The 15,740-nt window shown below is 42.1% G+C and carries 20 protein-coding genes and 1 tRNA gene; 14 read left to right on the forward strand and 7 right to left on the reverse strand.

Features of this window, described 5'->3' with window-relative positions; all coding sequences use genetic code 11:
• Positions 1 to 45: 45 nt before the first annotated feature.
• Positions 46 to 930: a 2-hydroxy-3-oxopropionate reductase gene (gene garR, locus RTR76_RS00790; protein WP_396144031.1), complete on the forward strand. Its 885-nt coding sequence runs from the start codon at positions 46 to 48 to the stop codon at positions 928 to 930.
• 43 nt (positions 931 to 973) lie between these two features.
• Here garR and RTR76_RS00795 read toward each other — a convergent pair whose 3' ends face one another.
• Complete coding sequence (locus tag RTR76_RS00795; RefSeq protein WP_312515468.1) at positions 974 to 2,317, reverse strand: hemolysin family protein; 1,344 nt, start codon at positions 2,315 to 2,317, stop codon at positions 974 to 976.
• A 177-nt stretch (positions 2,318 to 2,494) separates the two neighbouring features.
• On the opposite strand from RTR76_RS00795, the gene RTR76_RS00800 reads away from it, so the two are divergent.
• The 5 genes from RTR76_RS00800 to RTR76_RS00820 all read left to right on the forward strand — a co-directional run bounded on the left by RTR76_RS00800 (position 2,495) and on the right by RTR76_RS00820 (position 5,853).
• Positions 2,495 to 3,193: a GntR family transcriptional regulator gene (locus RTR76_RS00800; protein WP_312515471.1), complete on the forward strand. Its 699-nt coding sequence runs from the start codon at positions 2,495 to 2,497 to the stop codon at positions 3,191 to 3,193.
• A 177-nt stretch (positions 3,194 to 3,370) separates the two neighbouring features.
• A complete protein-coding gene (gene icd, locus RTR76_RS00805) occupies positions 3,371 to 4,573 on the forward strand; it encodes an isocitrate dehydrogenase (NADP(+)) (protein ID WP_312515474.1) in 1,203 nt (400 codons plus the stop codon).
• A 154-nt stretch (positions 4,574 to 4,727) separates the two neighbouring features.
• A complete protein-coding gene (locus tag RTR76_RS00810; protein WP_312515477.1) occupies positions 4,728 to 4,928 on the forward strand; it encodes a DUF4177 domain-containing protein in 201 nt (66 codons plus the stop codon).
• A 20-nt stretch (positions 4,929 to 4,948) separates the two neighbouring features.
• Positions 4,949 to 5,164, forward strand: a complete 216-nt coding sequence (locus RTR76_RS00815; protein WP_312515480.1) for a KTSC domain-containing protein — start codon at positions 4,949 to 4,951, stop codon at positions 5,162 to 5,164.
• Positions 5,165 to 5,238: 74 nt separating this feature from the next.
• Positions 5,239 to 5,853, forward strand: a complete 615-nt coding sequence (locus RTR76_RS00820; RefSeq protein WP_312515483.1) for a hypothetical protein — start codon at positions 5,239 to 5,241, stop codon at positions 5,851 to 5,853.
• 36 nt (positions 5,854 to 5,889) lie between these two features.
• Here the strand turns inward: RTR76_RS00820 and RTR76_RS00825 are convergent, their stop codons facing one another.
• A complete protein-coding gene (locus tag RTR76_RS00825; RefSeq protein ID WP_312515486.1) occupies positions 5,890 to 7,617 on the reverse strand; it encodes a SulP family inorganic anion transporter in 1,728 nt (575 codons plus the stop codon).
• Between the two features lie 208 nt (positions 7,618 to 7,825).
• Here RTR76_RS00825 and RTR76_RS00830 point away from each other — a divergent pair, with 208 nt between their 5' ends.
• The gene (locus tag RTR76_RS00830; RefSeq protein WP_312515489.1) at positions 7,826 to 8,305 is read left to right on the forward strand and encodes a DUF1653 domain-containing protein; all 480 of its coding nucleotides are present in this window, start codon (positions 7,826 to 7,828) and stop codon (positions 8,303 to 8,305) included.
• A 42-nt stretch (positions 8,306 to 8,347) separates the two neighbouring features.
• Here RTR76_RS00830 and RTR76_RS00835 read toward each other — a convergent pair whose 3' ends face one another.
• Both RTR76_RS00835 and RTR76_RS00840 read right to left on the reverse strand, forming a co-directional pair.
• The gene (locus RTR76_RS00835) at positions 8,348 to 8,896 is read right to left on the reverse strand and encodes a gamma carbonic anhydrase family protein (RefSeq protein ID WP_312515492.1); all 549 of its coding nucleotides are present in this window, start codon (positions 8,894 to 8,896) and stop codon (positions 8,348 to 8,350) included.
• Between the two features lie 46 nt (positions 8,897 to 8,942).
• Positions 8,943 to 10,055: an HD domain-containing phosphohydrolase gene (locus RTR76_RS00840; RefSeq protein ID WP_312515494.1), complete on the reverse strand. Its 1,113-nt coding sequence runs from the start codon at positions 10,053 to 10,055 to the stop codon at positions 8,943 to 8,945.
• 282 nt (positions 10,056 to 10,337) lie between these two features.
• On the opposite strand from RTR76_RS00840, the gene RTR76_RS00845 reads away from it, so the two are divergent.
• Positions 10,338 to 11,006 carry a uracil-DNA glycosylase gene (locus RTR76_RS00845; RefSeq protein WP_312515497.1) on the forward strand — a complete coding sequence of 223 codons (669 nt, stop codon included), beginning with the start codon at positions 10,338 to 10,340 and terminating at the stop codon, positions 11,004 to 11,006.
• Here RTR76_RS00845 and RTR76_RS00850 read toward each other — a convergent pair.
• Positions 10,993 to 11,412 carry an EamA family transporter gene (locus RTR76_RS00850; protein ID WP_312515500.1) on the reverse strand — a complete coding sequence of 140 codons (420 nt, stop codon included), beginning with the start codon at positions 11,410 to 11,412 and terminating at the stop codon, positions 10,993 to 10,995. The genes RTR76_RS00845 and RTR76_RS00850 overlap by 14 nt on opposite strands.
• A gap of 109 nt (positions 11,413 to 11,521) precedes the next feature.
• On the opposite strand from RTR76_RS00850, the gene RTR76_RS00855 reads away from it, so the two are divergent.
• Positions 11,522 to 12,103 (forward strand): DJ-1/PfpI family protein, encoded by a 582-nt coding sequence (locus RTR76_RS00855; protein ID WP_312515503.1) that lies wholly within the window; start codon positions 11,522 to 11,524, stop codon positions 12,101 to 12,103.
• Between the two features lie 124 nt (positions 12,104 to 12,227).
• On the forward strand, positions 12,228 to 12,617 hold the full coding sequence (locus RTR76_RS00860; protein ID WP_312515506.1) for a hypothetical protein: 390 nt from the start codon (positions 12,228 to 12,230) through the stop codon (positions 12,615 to 12,617).
• 339 nt (positions 12,618 to 12,956) lie between these two features.
• Here the strand turns inward: RTR76_RS00860 and RTR76_RS00865 are convergent, their stop codons facing one another.
• The gene (locus tag RTR76_RS00865) at positions 12,957 to 13,160 is read right to left on the reverse strand and encodes a hypothetical protein (protein ID WP_312515509.1); all 204 of its coding nucleotides are present in this window, start codon (positions 13,158 to 13,160) and stop codon (positions 12,957 to 12,959) included.
• A gap of 146 nt (positions 13,161 to 13,306) precedes the next feature.
• On the opposite strand from RTR76_RS00865, the gene RTR76_RS00870 reads away from it, so the two are divergent.
• Entirely contained in the window at positions 13,307 to 13,633 is a 327-nt protein-coding gene (locus RTR76_RS00870; RefSeq protein ID WP_312515512.1) for a helix-turn-helix transcriptional regulator, read from the forward strand.
• Positions 13,634 to 13,678: 45 nt separating this feature from the next.
• On the opposite strand, the gene RTR76_RS00875 is transcribed toward RTR76_RS00870, so the two are convergent.
• On the reverse strand, positions 13,679 to 13,909 hold the full coding sequence (locus RTR76_RS00875) for a hypothetical protein (protein ID WP_312515515.1): 231 nt from the start codon (positions 13,907 to 13,909) through the stop codon (positions 13,679 to 13,681).
• 190 nt (positions 13,910 to 14,099) lie between these two features.
• Here RTR76_RS00875 and RTR76_RS00880 point away from each other — a divergent pair, with 190 nt between their 5' ends.
• The 3 genes from RTR76_RS00880 to RTR76_RS00890 all read left to right on the forward strand — a co-directional run bounded on the left by RTR76_RS00880 (position 14,100) and on the right by RTR76_RS00890 (position 15,658).
• Positions 14,100 to 14,732, forward strand: a complete 633-nt coding sequence (locus RTR76_RS00880) for a ribonuclease H family protein (RefSeq protein ID WP_312515518.1) — start codon at positions 14,100 to 14,102, stop codon at positions 14,730 to 14,732.
• 57 nt (positions 14,733 to 14,789) lie between these two features.
• Positions 14,790 to 14,864 (forward strand) — tRNA-Gly (locus tag RTR76_RS00885).
• 368 nt (positions 14,865 to 15,232) lie between these two features.
• Complete coding sequence (locus RTR76_RS00890) at positions 15,233 to 15,658, forward strand: hotdog domain-containing protein (protein ID WP_312515521.1); 426 nt, start codon at positions 15,233 to 15,235, stop codon at positions 15,656 to 15,658.
• Positions 15,659 to 15,740 lie beyond the last annotated feature (82 nt).

The raw sequence follows: 15,740 nt of genomic DNA on the forward strand, positions 1-15,740 counted from the left end.
AGTTACACGCTATAAATAACACTAAAAAGCAAGGAGTTTAGAAAAATGAAAATAGGATTTATTGGACTAGGAATTATGGGCAAACCAATGAGCAAAAATTTGCTGAAGGCTGGTTATGAGCTGATTGTTATGGATCGGAACCAGGAGGCGGTAGGTGAAGTGGCTGCCGCCGGTGCAATAAGCGCCGCTACTCCCAAAGACGTTGCAGCTCAGTCTGATATTGTGATCACAATGCTGCCCAACTCTCCTCATGTAAAAGAAGTCGTGTTAGGTGAAAATGGCATTATCGAAGGTGCTAAGCAAGGCGCAGTGGTAATAGATATGAGTTCTATTGCACCGCTGGTCAGCCGGGAAGTAGGTGCGAGGTTAGCTGAAAAAGGAGTTGCTTTTTTAGATGCACCGGTAAGCGGTGGTGAGCCCAAAGCCATCGATGGCAGTCTATCGGTTATGGTAGGAGGAAACCAGGAGATATTTGATAAATGCTATCCTGTAATGAAGTCTATGGCTGGGTCGGTTGTGCTTACCGGTGATATTGGTGCAGGTAACGTTACCAAACTAGCCAATCAAATTATTGTGGCTATTAATATTGCCGCGATGTCAGAGGCGCTAGTACTGGCTAGTAAAGCAGGAGTGGAGCCGGAGCTGGTATACAAGGCTATCCGGGGTGGCTTAGCGGGCAGTACCGTATTGGAGGCTAAAGCGCCATTGGTAATGGATCGTAAATTCGACCCCGGTTTCCGCATTAATCTGCATATTAAGGATTTAAACAATGTATTGGAGACATCCCATGAAATGGGAGTACCTTTACCATTGACGGCAGCAGTCATGGAAATGATGCAGGCATTAAAAGTAGATGGAATGGGAGATGATGACCATGGCGGTCTCATCCGTTATTATGAAAAAATGGCTAAAGTAGAAGTAAAAAGATAAAATGGTAAGAAAAACTCCCGTACAAAAAGTACGGGAGTTTTTCTTACCAAAAATCAGCATTTGCATCTATTTCTTTTTTTGTTACTAATATTTTATCTACGCGGACGCGATCCATATCTAGTATTTCAAACTGAAAAACGTTCCAGTTAAACTGTTCGGCGGCGGCTGGTATATAGCCAAAGAAATATGTCACAAAGCCGCCTACAGTTTTAAACAGCTCTTTTTCTTCACCTGGTAGTTCATCGATGTCAAAGTAATCTTTGAACTCTTCAATACCAACTAAACCGTCAACTAGCCAAGAAGTATCATCTCTCTTTATAATCCGGGATTCTTCAATTTCTTCAAGACCCATAGGCATAACACCAAGGATTTCTTCTAAAATATCGTGAAGGGTAATAAAGCCTTCAATTCCCCCGTATTCATCAAGGACAATTGCCTCATGAGTAACTGCTGACTTTAATATCTCCAGTACCTTCATAATTTTCATGGATTCGGGAATATATACCGGCGTACGGATGGCTTTCTCGACATCCAGTTTTTTGCCTCGTAAATGGTCGGCCAGTATATCATTGGTATAGATCATACCGATAAAGTTGTCTAAACTGCCGCGAGCAACTGGAAAACGGGAATGGCTGCTCTCGGTTATAACTTGGAGCAGGCTTTCCGCAGGCTGTTCCAGGTCAAGCCATTGCATTTGTGTCCTAGGTGTCATAACTGCGCCAGCTCTCAGGTCGGCTAGACGGAATATCCGGTCCACTAATTCTGGTTCTTCTTTTTCAAACGTACCTGCTTCTGCACCTTGTTCCAGCAAAATCTTAATTTCATCTTCGGTAACGGCGGGCTCTTCAGTAGGTTTAATACCGGCAAATCGCAACACGGCATTAGTTGAAGCGCTTAAGAAGGCAACAACCGGTAAAGATAGCTTAGCAAAGGTTCGCATTGGCACAGACATAATAGAAGCAATCGGTTCAGGATTGTTCATTGCCAGGCGTTTGGGAACAAGTTCACCAATGATTAATGTAAAATAGGTAATTGCGGATATAACAATAAATAAACTTATACTATAACTATATGGAGTTAATAACGGAAAGATCTTTAGCTGCTCTGACAATATACCGGCTAAATTAGCGCCACCAAATGTTCCTGTGAGGATACCGATTAAAGTAATGCCAATTTGTATGGTAGATAACATTTGATTGGGATCTTCTGCTAGCTCTAAAGCGACCCGGGCACCTTTATCGCCCTCATCAGCTTTCTTTTCCAGACGGGATTTTCTAGATGAAACAATAGCCATTTCAGTCATAGAAAAAAGACCATTAGCAATGATCAGGGCAAAAATAATACTGATTTCAAAAATGATCGACTGAGAATCCAATGTTTTTCTCACGCTCCTATGTCAGTATTATAGCATACCCAAAGAAAAAACAGAAAAATGCTGGTATTAAAATTAATGTTAAACTTTTAAGGATTATAAAACAGGATATTACTAATAAACGAAGAAATAGTCAATAAAATTTGGTATACCGTATTCCATTTGGATAAGTTTATCAGCGTGGAGGATATAATGGATGGACTAATTTTTCCTGAGGGATTGACTGATGTCAAACCAATACGTGAAATAATTTATGATCATGTTAGACAAGCCATTCTAGATGGGTTGATTAAACCGGGACAGCGCCTGGTAGAGCGAGATATTGCAGCCAAATTTAATGCCAGCAGGACACCTGTCCGTGAAGCCTTGCGCAAATTGGAAACTGAGGGTTTTATTGAATATTTGCCTCGTAAAGGTGTAATCGTGCGTGGTTTTAATATCGAGGAAATTGAAGAAATTTATAACATCCGTAAATCTTTGGAGTGTTTGGCGATTCGCAGCGCCATTCATAAAATTACGTCAGAACAGATTAACGATTTACAGGCTATTGTGGAGCAGTTAGAACAAGTGGAAAATGGTAGTGCCGTTCAGACTACCTATACAGGCTTGCACGAGTTTGATGATGTCCTTGTAAATACGGCAAATATGCCACTATTAAAGAACTTCTTGTATATCTTAAAAGAATCGCTGCAACGGTACCGCAAGATCAATTTGTCTAGCTTACCTCGGCGGCAAAGTGCTGTTCGGGAGCATAAAGAAATATTACAAGCTGTTATTGACCGCGATGTAGAGCGGGCAGAAAAGTTGGTTTGTCAGCATATTGAACATTCTCGTAATGAACTGATGAAAAAAGTAGTACTTTCCGAGGAATTTTCGAGCCCATTGGAGTAGTTGCCGGCAGTGGTGCAGGCGTGGCTAAACTTAGCAACGCTTGCGCGGCAAATACAGTCTTTTTTGGTATACCGTATACCATTTCGGTAAAACGTAATGATCCAAGTAAGATAGTGGCTTAGGTGACTGTTTTGGGATTATTGCGTTTATAAATAAACGTATTATAAGGAGAATAAAATGAGTAAAAAAATAACAATTCATAATGGAAAACTGCTAATACCGGATAATCCTGTAATTCCTTATATTGCAGGAGATGGAACAGGACCGGAAATTTGGTCAGCTGCCAGCAGTGTGATTGATGCAGCTATTGCCAAGGTATATCATGGTGTCCGCAAGATCGAGTGGTGCCCGCTGTCAGCCGGTGAGAACGCCTACCATGAGACAGGGAGTTACTTGCCTGCAGAAACACTGGCGACTATCAAAGAGTGCATTGTTGCCATTAAGGGTCCGTTGGGAACTCCCATTGGCGGCGGTTTCCGTAGTATCAATGTTACATTGCGGAAGGAACTAGATTTGTATGCTTGCATTCGACCGGTAAAATGGGTACCAGGTACACCAAGTCCTGTTGTACGTCCCGAATTAGTAGATATAGTCATCTTCCGGGAGAATATTGAGGATGTATATGCAGGTATTGAGTGGCCTGCAGACAGTGAAAATGCAATGAAAGTCACCCATTACCTGAATTCTGAAATGAATTGCCAGATACCAGATGGCGCAGGAATTGGCATTAAGTTTCTCAGTAAGCACGGAACAGAAAGAATCATGCGCAAGGCACTTCAATATGCAGTAGACAATGAACGCAGTACAGTGACAATTGTTCACAAAGGCAATATCATGAAATATACAGAAGGTGCTTTTAAAACGTGGTGTTATGAACTGGCAAAAAGTGAATTCGGCCATGTAGTGATAACAGAGGAGGAATTAGCAGGTAATAAGCTGCCCGAGGGAAAAATACTACTGAATGATCGTATTGCCGACAATATGTTTCAACAGATACTGCTGCGAAGCGCGGACTATGATGTATTAGTCTGCCCTAATCTAAACGGAGATTATTTGTCAGATGCAATTGCTGCGCAGGTTGGCGGTCTGGGGATGGCTCCAGGCGGCAACGTAGGTGATTATGTTGCTATTTTTGAAGCGACGCATGGCAATGCTCCTAAATATGCTGGTATGGATAAAGTCAATCCCGGTTCGGTTCTTCTTTCAGCAGCTATGATGCTTACATACATGAGCTGGCACGAGGCGGCTGATGCAATTACTGAAGCATTGACAAAAACCATTCAGCAGAAAAAAGTGACCTATGATTTGGCGCGTGGGATTGACAAGGCTGAAGAGCTTAGCACATCACAGTTTGCAGCGGCAATAATAGCTAATCTGTAAACAAAATACTGCTACTGCTCCATAATAATTTCCAGGAAATATAGTGATAACTCTTTTTTATAAAGAGAGTTGTGAGAATGTTTTTCCATAAGAAGGAAAATAAGCTGCTTTAAAGAATTAATTTGGCAATAGAATAGTATAAGGAGGAGTGCTGGTGACACGGGAATATAAGGTAGTTGAAGTTAAAAAGAAGAGTACCTTTGGATTCTCGCGATTAGATGGAGAAAAACTGGAAGATCTGCTAAATGATTATGGGCGACAAGGATGGTACTTTGATAAAACCATATCAGGAGAGACCTTGTATCTTGATAAAGATACAATTATGATGGTTTTTTACCGCGAACTGCCACGGTAATATCGGTAGGGGTGATTTGCATGGATAAAATTCTTCAATCCGGCAGCATTCGCTCTATTCGCTATGATTCGATTAAGCAAGAGTTGGAGATTCAATTTTTGTATAATGGTATATACCGGTATCAAAAAGTCCCGCTTGTGGTATATGAAGAGTTACTTAAAGACTTTTCTCAGGACAGCTATATAGAAAAGCAAATAAAACCAAACTATCAGGCAGTAAAAATATTAACTGTTTGATTAAAGAATAAATGCTGCCTCGGGTATGGTATGGACAAACAAATGTCAATACTGCTATTAGAGGTGGTTTTTTTATGAAAAAAATAACGTTATTTCTGCTAGGATTACTGCTGATTATTCCTGCAACCGGCTTATGTTCTAATATGGTAAAAAACTTGCCGGCAGGCTATCTATGGGTCACGCCAAACGATAGCAAACCGGCAGAAACAATTATAATAGAGCGTAATGAGTTAAATAAGCTTTGCATTTACAGTAAAATACTAACTGCTGATGAGTCTGTCATAGTTTTAAATTCGCTTGAGATAGCCGTTGAGGCCCATGATCAACCCCGGCTAAATTGGAAAGCTGCTCAAATATCATCTCAAAACATTGATAAAATATGGCTTTGGGTTGAGCGGCAGCAGCAAGGCGAGTATACGTGTGTCTATTATCCTGCAAGTACTTACCGGCTAGTAAAAGAGGGAAAAATAAAGAGCGAAACCAATCGGATGCTCATTAATTTTGAGAAGCTTGATTTAGCAATAAAACCAGGAGAAAAGGTCATTCTTTCAGTTTTTGGTTCCTTTGATTATTTTATGCCAGCGGGGACAATCATCAAGGGAGAGTCAATCATAGCGGCCTGGGAGCATACAGCTAAAGCCGTGCGAATTGACCAGCCCAAGAGCCAGCAGCAATATATGCTGCAATAAAAAATAGAAAGACCGCATTTTGCGGTCTTTCTATTTTTATTCAGGCTGCTTCATATGAGGACATTCTTTGAAAACCCAGCTGTCGCATTTTGTGCAGGCAGTAAGATCAACATACAAAAATGCTTGGCTGATTGCTTCACTGGTATGGCGGAACATGCGATCTGCACCAATTTGATCGTAAAGACCGGTTGAGCGCAAGATCTTTTCCGGCTGCGCATTTAAACCGGAAATAAATATGATACCACCACGCTTCATAAATTGTTCAATAATACTGCGCAGCCGGTTTTCACCTGTAAGATCCATAAAGGGCACTTTACTCATTCTTAAAATTAGCACCTTCGGAGTAAAATCGATAATGTCCATAACTGTTTGCGAGAAGGTTTGGGCAGCACCGAAGAAGAGCGGACCTTCAATATTGAAAATACTTACTTGGCGGCAGTCATGAATTCCCAGTGCTTCTTGTGCAGAAATTGCTTCAAAGTGATCAGTCTCATCAGGCAGTACCTTGTTTACAGCCATAATATCGCTCATGCGCTTAGTAAACATGACAACGGACAACAAAAGACCGACTTCAATTGCTGTTGTCAAATTGGTGAATACGGTAAAGAGAAAGGTAGCAATCAGTATCTTGGCATCGTTAGAGTGCGTTTTGAGAATTTCGTGAAAGTGCTTATGCTCACTCATATTATAGGATACAACCATAAGGATGGCGGCCATTGAAGCGAGCGGAATATGGGCGGCCAGCGGTGCCAGAAACAGCATGGTAAGCAGAACAAAAACCGCTGAGATGATAATGGATAAAGGAGAGACAGCGCCGCTCTTAATATTAGTAGCTGTCCGGGCAATTGCACCGGTAGCGGGAATGCCGCCAAACAGGGGAACAACCATATTAGCGATGCCTTGTCCAACTAATTCCTTGTTGCTATTGTGGCGCTGACCGGTCATACCATCAGCTACAACTGCCGAGAGCAGAGATTCAATAGCACCCAGTGTGGCAATTGCGAAGGCTGGACGCAGCAACTCAGCAATTTTATCGCCGTCAATTTGCGGCAGGTGTGGAGTAGGTAAGCTGGTGGGAATGCCACCAAAAGCAGAACCAATAGTGCTTACTTGTCCGGGAAACAATAGATAGGCAGTAGATCCGGACACAATGATACCAATTAACGCACCAGGAACTTTGGGAAAGTGGCGGGGCGTGACGAGAATAATCAGCAGGCATAGCAGTGCGGTTAAAATACTGTAGGCATTCATACTGCCGAGATGCAATGCTATTTCATGCATATTGGCCAAGAATGCTTCATGTCTTGCCAATCCGGTTAAACCGAGAAAGGCAGGAATCTGGGTCGCGAAAATATTAACGGCAATGCCGGCTGTAAAACCAATAGTTACAGGGCGGGGAATATATTTAATGAGTGAGCCAAGTTTAAATATGCCCATTAATACCAGCATGACTCCAGCTAGAAACCCGGCGATCAGCAAATCTTCATAACCATGGGTGAGTACGATAGAGAGTAATACCGGGATAAATGCACCGGTTGGACCGGTTACCTGATAGCGGCTTCCGCCGAAGACGGCAACTAAAACGGCAGCTATGATAGTCGTATATATACCGTACTCGGGCTTAACGCCGGAGGCGATAGCAAAGGCCAGCCCTAAAGGAATTGCAATAATGCCAACTGTAATACCGGCTATTGTATCTTTACGCAGACGGTAATAGGTAGAAAACCGTCGCAGAGGCACCGAAACGGAACGGGGTATATTCATGGAAGACTCCTTTCTGACAGGAAACTCATATAGAATACATTATACATTAATTTTTGACATTCTTGGGCCGATAAAAATAAAAAGCAGAAAGAAAAAATCATTCGAAGATTCGTTTAATTATACTTGAGACGTGATAACCTTTATAATAATACCAAGACAATCTCATTTTAACGTAAGATTAAAGATAAACAGCATGAAAGGAGTAGCTATGGAGATTCTCTATCCGGGGCGTTACCGCCATTACAAAGGGAATAATTATGAAGTGATTGGTGAGGCTGCTCATAGTGAGACGATGGAAGAATTGGTAGTATACCGGGCTTTGTATGGTGCATACGGACTATGGGTGCGTCCTAAGGCAATGTTTCTAGAACCTGTAATAGTAGGAGAAAAAACGGTGTTCCGTTTTGAACCAATGATTGTCATTCAAATATGCTGTGAAACAGGTGACAAGCAGCAAGGAAATTTTCAGCAGTTTGAAATACCGAGCCGTGAACCACTGTCAGTGATGACATTATTAGATAAAGTTCATGAACAGGATGAAGCATATGCGTATCTTCCTTCCACTTGCTTCAAAGAAAAAGGGGGCTCATATCTGGTGAAGGTAAATGGTCAGGAGATAGTTGACAGTGAGAAACTTGTAAATCCTGGTGAAACTGTTAGTATTGTACCTTCTCAAAGTAAAAAATAGATAAAGTCCTTATCTCGCAACTATGAGATAAGGACTTTGTTTTTAAATGATATTTTCACCGTTATACCGTTCGCCGCCGGCATCCGGTAATACTCCATAGCGTTCGGACCATAATGTCTTATATTTTACAGCTTGAGCATGAATGCTGTCCCATTTTTCCGGTATTTGCCGCAGCACTTTAGCTGGTATGCCAGCGACTAAGGAGTGAGGCGGTATAATCATATTCTCTTTGACGACTGTACCCGCAGCAATAATGCTGCCCCGGCCAACCCGGGCATTATTCAGAATAACCGCGCCCATGCCAATAAGACAATGGTCTTCTACGATACAGCCATGAATGATGGCATTATGTCCGACTGTGACATAGTCACCAATAGAACAAGGTCTGCCAACATCAAGATGGACGATGCTGTTATCTTGGATATTAGAATACCGGCCGATATCGATAGTCGCTCCATCGCCGCGGACAGTTGAATTAAACCAAATACTGCTATATTCCTTCATTGTAACATTGCCGATAACCTTTGCTCCATCAGCAATAAAGGTCTTTGGGTCTACATCGGGGAGGCGGCCTTCAAATTCAATTAACATGAAATCACCGTCTTTCGCGTAAGGTAGTTATATTTTACCATAACCACTATTCGATAGCCAGGCCGGTACCGCCAATGGCAGCCGCATCATATTCTTTTGTCAGCTCGACGACTTCTTTTTCAGTTAATACATACGTAATAAAAGTGGTCAGCAGCTGTGTCAGGTCAATCGTCTGAGGCTGGGCAAAGAATGTTCCGTTGCCATCACGAATAACTGCGAGCGTTGGCCGGGATTGTAGCTTTGGAAGCGCCTCCGTCACAACACCAATATGGCCTGTATCCAATTTGACAAAAGTTCCTACCGGATAGAGCGGGATTTTAGCTAAAAAGAGATCAGCAATTTCTTTATCAAAAGCATGCAAACTCATTGACATGAGTGCTTCATATGCTTCATGAGGTAAAAGCGGATGCTTGCCTGACCAGTCACTGATCAGCAAGTCGTAGGTATCGGCGATAGTCGTAATACGGGCATACTCATGAATGGCATTTTGCTTCAGACGGCGTGGATAACCGCTGCCATCATAGCATTCGTGATGTTGAAAAACAATATGGGAGGAAACGGTTGAGTAGCCCCGTAGTTTGCGTACATATTCGAAGCCGGCTCCCGGGTGCTCTTCATCGTTTTCCTGAAAAGCAAAATCCTTTTCCTGATCCAAAATAGCGATACCAATATCATGCAGCAATGCACCCATGACTAATTCATGAAGGCGGCTTTCGTTATAGCCCAGGTCATGAGCAATAACTGTGACTAGGGCAGCTACATTGACACAATGGATATACAGATAATTATCCGGTGTAAAGCTGTTATCAAGCCGGATTAATTGATTATGTTTAACCGATTCAATGATCGTCTTGGCCAGTGTGGAAATTTTATAAACGTCCAGCATTCTGCCCGCCTTAGCTTCAGTAAAACAATCTTTTACGATTGCAATGGCCTGAAGCTTGGTATCCTCTGAAAGTGTTTCTTCATATTGCAGACCAACGCTGTCAAGAATTGAGTTTTGTACAAAAATGGCAGATACACCCAACCGCTTAACGCCTTTTATGTAATTGGCATTTAGCACAACTTCACTGCCTAATAATACAGCGCCGTCAGCTGTGAGCACCCTGCCATGTGTCAGCATACCGGGTTCCAGTAACTTGACAGATAGCTTTTGCATTCACTTCACTCCAATTAATAATCCATCTCTGTATTATAGCATACCAGAAAATGTGTAAATAGGCGACAAAAGACCCAGATAGAGCAAAAAACGTCCCAGAGCAGTTGCTTAATTTAGCAGGAGGTTTGCTATCCGGTACGGAACTAAATAAACATTTCTACAAGACTGATGGCATCTTCTCTCAGTGTCTGGATCAATAGGCTAAGACTTGGCAGGCAGCCTGTTTGTAGATAATTTGCTCATGTTAAGGGACCCGATAAGCAATTTTCTTGAGGTGATAGCTTGTATACTAACATTGCAGAAATGGAAAAAGAGCTGGCACTTTGCCGGCAATGTGCCCTGTGCCGTGAAGGAAACCGCGGGCCTACCTCCTATAATGGCATCGCTGACAGTCCACTGATAATCGTTGGCGAAGGCCCTGGGGGCGTCGAGGATGAGTATGGAGTGCCACTCGTAGGTCCGTCGGGACAACTGCTGGATAAGGCGCTGTGGAGCGTCGGAATTACCCGCGATTCCATATATACAACGAACATCGTCAAGTGCCGCCCTAAAGGGAACCGGACCCCGACAGTGGAAGAAGGGCGATTCTGTGCCGGGCACTGGCTGGATGAGGAAATTGCGCTTGTCCGCCCGAAAGTTATCATCGCGCTAGGCAGTGTGGCGCTGAAATATCTGTATGGTGACAATGGCCGCATTACGAAAGACCGGGGCCGCTGGTTTGACACTAAATACGGACTGCCTGCTATAGCCACATATCATCCTGCCTATTTGCTGCGCTTAACCGGCCAGGACCTTGTTAAAGCCAAATGGGAAGTATACTATGATTTGAAAGCTGCTGCAGAAAAGTGTAATGAGCTAATGCCTGACTATGTATTGAAAGCAGAAGCTCCAGCAAATCTTCTGGAAATATATAGTCCAAGAAAAAAGCAGCGTTTAGTCAATCCCAACTGATAAATACTAAGCCGATTGTAATAAATAATGCGCCAACCAGCTGGTTTTTGCTCACTATTTCGCCTAACCAGAAATAGCTGAGAGAAATGGTGATTAGCGGTGCACAGGCCATAATCAGAGCAACTTCATTAATATTGCCCTGCTTTAGAGCATAAAAATAAGCCAGATCGCCAAGTAAAGCAGCTAGTACAGCTTCAATTGTAATCACGACCCAAAATGATACCGGCAGCGAGGTAAACTCCTGAACGCCGCGGGTACTGACAAACCAGGTTGTTACCAGGGCTGCGGCAATAACGGTGCGCAATGCAAAGGCTGTAATGGGATTAACACCGTTTAAAGCCGATTTACCGAACAAAGGGGCCAGCCCTAGACAAAAGGCACCGACCAGAGCATAGAAAAAGACCATTTGGTATCCCTTCTCTCGAACTGCATAGTAAAACTATGTGAATTTGATCTAAAAAATAACCCAATAAGCTTATAATCAGCAATTGGGATAACATGGAAGGGGGATGAATATGATAACCATTGGTGTACTACTCTTTCCCGATGTGGAGGAACTGGATTTTGCCGGGCCGTTTGAAGTTCTGAGTTATGTTAATAAGGTGATTCCGGCCAGCGTCGAGGTCAAAATTATTGCTGAAACGCTGGAACCGGTGAGATGTTTTAATGGGCTAAGGGTTTTACCGGATAAAACAGTCGAAGAGTGCCCTCAGCTGGATATTCTGGTTATACCTGGAGGCCAGGGACGTAAATCAGCTGCCCAGAATACGGTGCTGCTGGACTTTATCAAGCGTCAGCATGAGGGCAGTCAGTATACTTGTTCAGTTTGTACAGGGGCTTTTCTACTCGCTGAGGCGGGGCTGCTAACTGGAAGAAAAGCAACTACCTATCATACGGCTTTTGCTGAGCTATCTGCTTTTTCTGAGGTGACGTTAGTCAATGCGAAGGTAGTGCAGGATGGCAAGATGATTACCGGCGGTGGCGTAAGCTCCGGCTTGGAGCTGGCATTTCATGTTGTACAACTGTTGTTTGGCCGCTTGATTGCGCAGGATGTAGCGCGGCGAATCGAATATAACTGGGGAACGGACAATAACTAGAAATAATAAAAAAGAGGTCGTTGCAGTTGCAATGATCTCTTTTTTATTTGTTCTAAAGTATGGACAAAAGGCATATTGATAAAGCAACTATACTCATAACATTGGGTAGGGAGTGTGTTGTTTTGTGATGCGTACTGTACCGGTAATGTTAATGCCTGCTTTGTATCAGGTTAAGAAGAAACCTGCCAGGGGATACTTTGGTATTCCATTGCTGCTATTAGTACTCTTCGTGATATGGGCAGGGGTTATAAGCTCTTCTGTCATTGCCGGTGAACCGATAACCGATCAATCCCTTAATACTATCCAAATGCTTGAGGAACAATATGATGCTTTTGCTACTACCGTGAGCATTATCCTGAAGGTGGATCATCACATAGATGTCTCTTTATGGAATAGTTATCTCATAATCGGACTGGTAATTGCAGTCGGGTGTTTCATCGGCTTTTGGGCAGGCCTATATGACCGTGTGAGCAATAGCCATTATTATATTATTGATATACGCCGTAAGCGTTGAAGAGAGCGCGATATTTTAATATTCCAATAGGATAAGCCATGCTATAATTAAAGGTACTATAATAGTGGAGGTGCTGACAATGGCTAACTGCAACGAGGAAAACTGTACGTGCCCTAAGAGTGCATGTCCTAGACACGGTAAGTGCTGCCAGTGTATTAACTTTCATCGTGAACAGGAAAATCTCGTGTATTGTCTGAGAGCAATCAATACTGCAAAATAGTGAAATGGAGCAGGCATGACCTGCTCCATTTCTTATATTTATACCGATTTATCAATAGTAATATTTAACTTTTAGTGATATAATTACAAGACATTTAGTGAGCTACAGCCAGAATCCTGTCATATGTTTTTTACATAGGAGAGGATTTTTGTTTTCCGCTGGATTAACGAAGAGCATTGATCCAATATTTTTTCAAGCTCCATGGCTACTTCGTCTGTATCTAAGTTGGCCTCATCCAAGCGGTCAAAGGTTTCGCTTAATTCGCGAACTTTGGCACATAATTTGTTGTATTCCTGTTGCTCTTCTTTTGTTAATCTTCTCATTACACCATTCCCTGAAACTGGATTCCGATTAAATACCGGGCGCAATATTAATCTACAAATTAATGTTAATAGATAACTTAATATTAAGCAATAGATATATGTTGATGATTTTCTGATATTGATATAGTACAACTGGGTGATATTGCATGCATATTGATTATAATGCCATAGGGCAAAGAATTAAGAAAGTCCGTAAACAAAAGGGCTTAACGCAAGAAAGACTTGGTGAAAAATTAGATGTTTCTACAGTCTATATTAGTCAAATAGAGAATGGAAAAACAAAAATTAATTTGGAAATGCTAATCCGTATAGCCAATATACTCAATATAAATCCAGGCTTCTTCATAACTGGCGTGTCCTATCATACGCAAGATTACCTCAAAACGGAATTGGTTACACTTCTGCAAATTTGCCCACCGGAGAAACGCCAGCTTATATTTGATGTTGCTAAATTAATTGCTAACTACAAATAAAAAAGAGCTATACTTGCGTATTGCTCAGAGGAGTATGTAGTACTATTAATTTCTAAAGCGCTTTTCCTGTTTCCAGTCCTCTTCCTTATTGGCAAGAAACCATTTCTTCGTAGCCTCAAAGTTTTTGGCTGCCAAAAGCTTGGTATAAATATGTTTGGCCTTCGGGCTTTCTGAGGGCTTTTTGCCAATAAACTCAATAACGAATTTTTCCGCCTCTTCCATACGGGATGTATCGGCCTGCTCTCTGGCAGCAGTCTGTTTGCGAGTTAGTCTCATGATTGCAACCTCCTTTTCCTAGTTATAGCCTTTTCAGTAGAACCATATTTATTCATAATATCCTCTCGGCGGGATAGAAGCAAGCAACATTTTTAAGTGTGCCGTTATTGCAATATTTCCGCAGGATTTCAAGGAGTTTTGCCAGTTCAACAGAACTATATAGTACAAGTCATTACAGAGGAGAATTTTCATGGCAGCAAAAAAGTATTATGGTGTCAAAGCAGGCAGAGTGATAGGTATATATACAACTTGGGCTGATTGCCAGAAGCAGGTTATTGGCTATAAAGGTGCACTTTTTAAAAGTTTTCCCACAGAAGAAGAAGCCAAGGAATATGTATCCGGTACAGTTCCGGCAGCAGCCACTGGTACCGGTCAGCTTGCGCATACAGCAGCTACTCCTGAAGGAAAGCATTACGATATATATGTTGATGGCAGTTATGATAATAATAAGAAACAATACAGCTGGGGTTTCGCCGTCTATGAAGGTCCCAATGTCATCCACACCGCCAGTGGGGTAGGCAAAGATGAAAATGCCGTTGTTATCCGCAATGTAGCCGGTGAATTGGAAGCCACGATTGAGGCTGTACAATGGGCTGAGCAGCAGGAGGTGGATGTGATTACCATCCACCATGATTATATCGGTATTTCAGAATGGGCTACCGGCAAATGGAAAACCAATAATCCTATTACGCAAAGCTATGCCGCTTTTATCAGAAACTATTTGCAATGGGTTAAGTTTAACAAAGTTGCCGGTCATACCGGTGTTGAGGGAAATGAACTGGCCGACAAGCTTGCAGGGGAAGCATTAAAGAAGCTGCCTTGATTTTTCAGACTTCTTGCGCTATAATGAAAAGGCGTCAAATTTGACGTCTTCATTCGGGCGGGCGTAGCTCAGTGGTAGAGTACCGGCTTCCCAAGCCGTGGGTCGCGAGTTCGAATCTCGTTGCCCGCTCCAAGTATATCAAGGCTCCAGGCTTGCCTGGAGCTTTTTTGTTATGTTTGTATGCTATGGCGCTTTCTACAATAGCTAGAGAGAAGAATTATAATATTACAGAGTGTCAGGTTTAAGATAGGTATCAGAAGTATTTCTGACATGTTGGAGTTGAGTTCCATGAGTTGTGTTGTATAATTACGCGACATTACTATTTGCAGAGGGGTGGTTAGACACCATCTTGATACGATAGACACTTGATGTTAGAGTATTTTACCCCCCGTCTTTATATTTTTTTCAAAAGAAGGGTTATGGTATAATAAATGTATAGTGCTAACTGAAAAGCAGCAAGTAGTAGAGTCGAACATAAGACGGGAGGAAAAAAGAAAAAGATGAAAAGTTTCGAAACATCCAGATTAGTGACAGGTCAAGATATGAATCATCACGATACTTTATTTGCAGCCAGATTGGCAGAGTGGTTTACTGAAGCAACTTTTCTAGGAGCCTCCAACTTATATGGCAAATATGGTGAGAAGGATCATTTAGTTGCAGTTGAAATTCATTCGATGAAATTCTTGAAACCTTCTTTTAATGGAGATATGATTAGATTTGTATCAACAGGAGTAAAAGCTGGAAAGACAAGTCTTACAGTTTATACGAAAGCTCTTAGAAATAATACAGAGATTAAAGTTGCAGAGGGTTTTTCGACCTTTGTTTGCATCGATGGCAACAAGCAAAAAATACCTCACAACATCGTGCTTGATGAGCCAACAACAGAGGAAGAAAAAGAAATACTGGAAAAGTTTAATAATCTATAAATAAAGTAGCCTTTCAAGCATTTGCTTGAAAGGCTATTTTCATTTAGAAGCTGCTTCAACGGTCGCCGATCTTGTTAAGTAG

The organism is Anaerospora sp. (assembly GCF_032013335.1).
Classification (GTDB): domain Bacteria; phylum Bacillota; class Negativicutes; order Sporomusales; family DSM-15969; genus Anaerospora.

Bases quoted from the DNA above. Each gene is read 5' to 3' on its own strand.
- RTR76_RS00880 (WP_312515518.1), top strand. From the start codon at position 14,100: ATGGCAGCAAAAAAGTATTATGGTGTCAAAGCAGGCAGAGTGATAGGT.
- RTR76_RS00800 (WP_312515471.1), top strand. From the start codon at position 2,495: ATGGATGGACTAATTTTTCCTGAGGGATTGACTGATGTCAAACCAATA.
- RTR76_RS00835 (WP_312515492.1), bottom strand. From the start codon at position 8,896: ATGTTAATTGAATTTGAAGGCCGCCTCCCCGATGTAGACCCAAAGACC.
- icd (WP_312515474.1), top strand. From the start codon at position 3,371: ATGAGTAAAAAAATAACAATTCATAATGGAAAACTGCTAATACCGGAT.
- RTR76_RS00875 (WP_312515515.1), bottom strand. From the start codon at position 13,909: ATGAGACTAACTCGCAAACAGACTGCTGCCAGAGAGCAGGCCGATACA.
- RTR76_RS00830 (WP_312515489.1), top strand. From the start codon at position 7,826: ATGGAGATTCTCTATCCGGGGCGTTACCGCCATTACAAAGGGAATAAT.
- RTR76_RS00850 (WP_312515500.1), bottom strand. From the start codon at position 11,412: ATGGTCTTTTTCTATGCTCTGGTCGGTGCCTTTTGTCTAGGGCTGGCC.
- RTR76_RS00865 (WP_312515509.1), bottom strand. From the start codon at position 13,160: ATGAGAAGATTAACAAAAGAAGAGCAACAGGAATACAACAAATTATGT.
- garR (WP_396144031.1), top strand. From the start codon at position 46: ATGAAAATAGGATTTATTGGACTAGGAATTATGGGCAAACCAATGAGC.
- RTR76_RS00820 (WP_312515483.1), top strand. From the start codon at position 5,239: ATGAAAAAAATAACGTTATTTCTGCTAGGATTACTGCTGATTATTCCT.
- RTR76_RS00855 (WP_312515503.1), top strand. From the start codon at position 11,522: ATGATAACCATTGGTGTACTACTCTTTCCCGATGTGGAGGAACTGGAT.
- RTR76_RS00840 (WP_312515494.1), bottom strand. From the start codon at position 10,055: ATGCAAAAGCTATCTGTCAAGTTACTGGAACCCGGTATGCTGACACAT.
- RTR76_RS00870 (WP_312515512.1), top strand. From the start codon at position 13,307: ATGCATATTGATTATAATGCCATAGGGCAAAGAATTAAGAAAGTCCGT.
- RTR76_RS00825 (WP_312515486.1), bottom strand. From the start codon at position 7,617: ATGAATATACCCCGTTCCGTTTCGGTGCCTCTGCGACGGTTTTCTACC.
- RTR76_RS00890 (WP_312515521.1), top strand. From the start codon at position 15,233: ATGAAAAGTTTCGAAACATCCAGATTAGTGACAGGTCAAGATATGAAT.
- RTR76_RS00815 (WP_312515480.1), top strand. From the start codon at position 4,949: ATGGATAAAATTCTTCAATCCGGCAGCATTCGCTCTATTCGCTATGAT.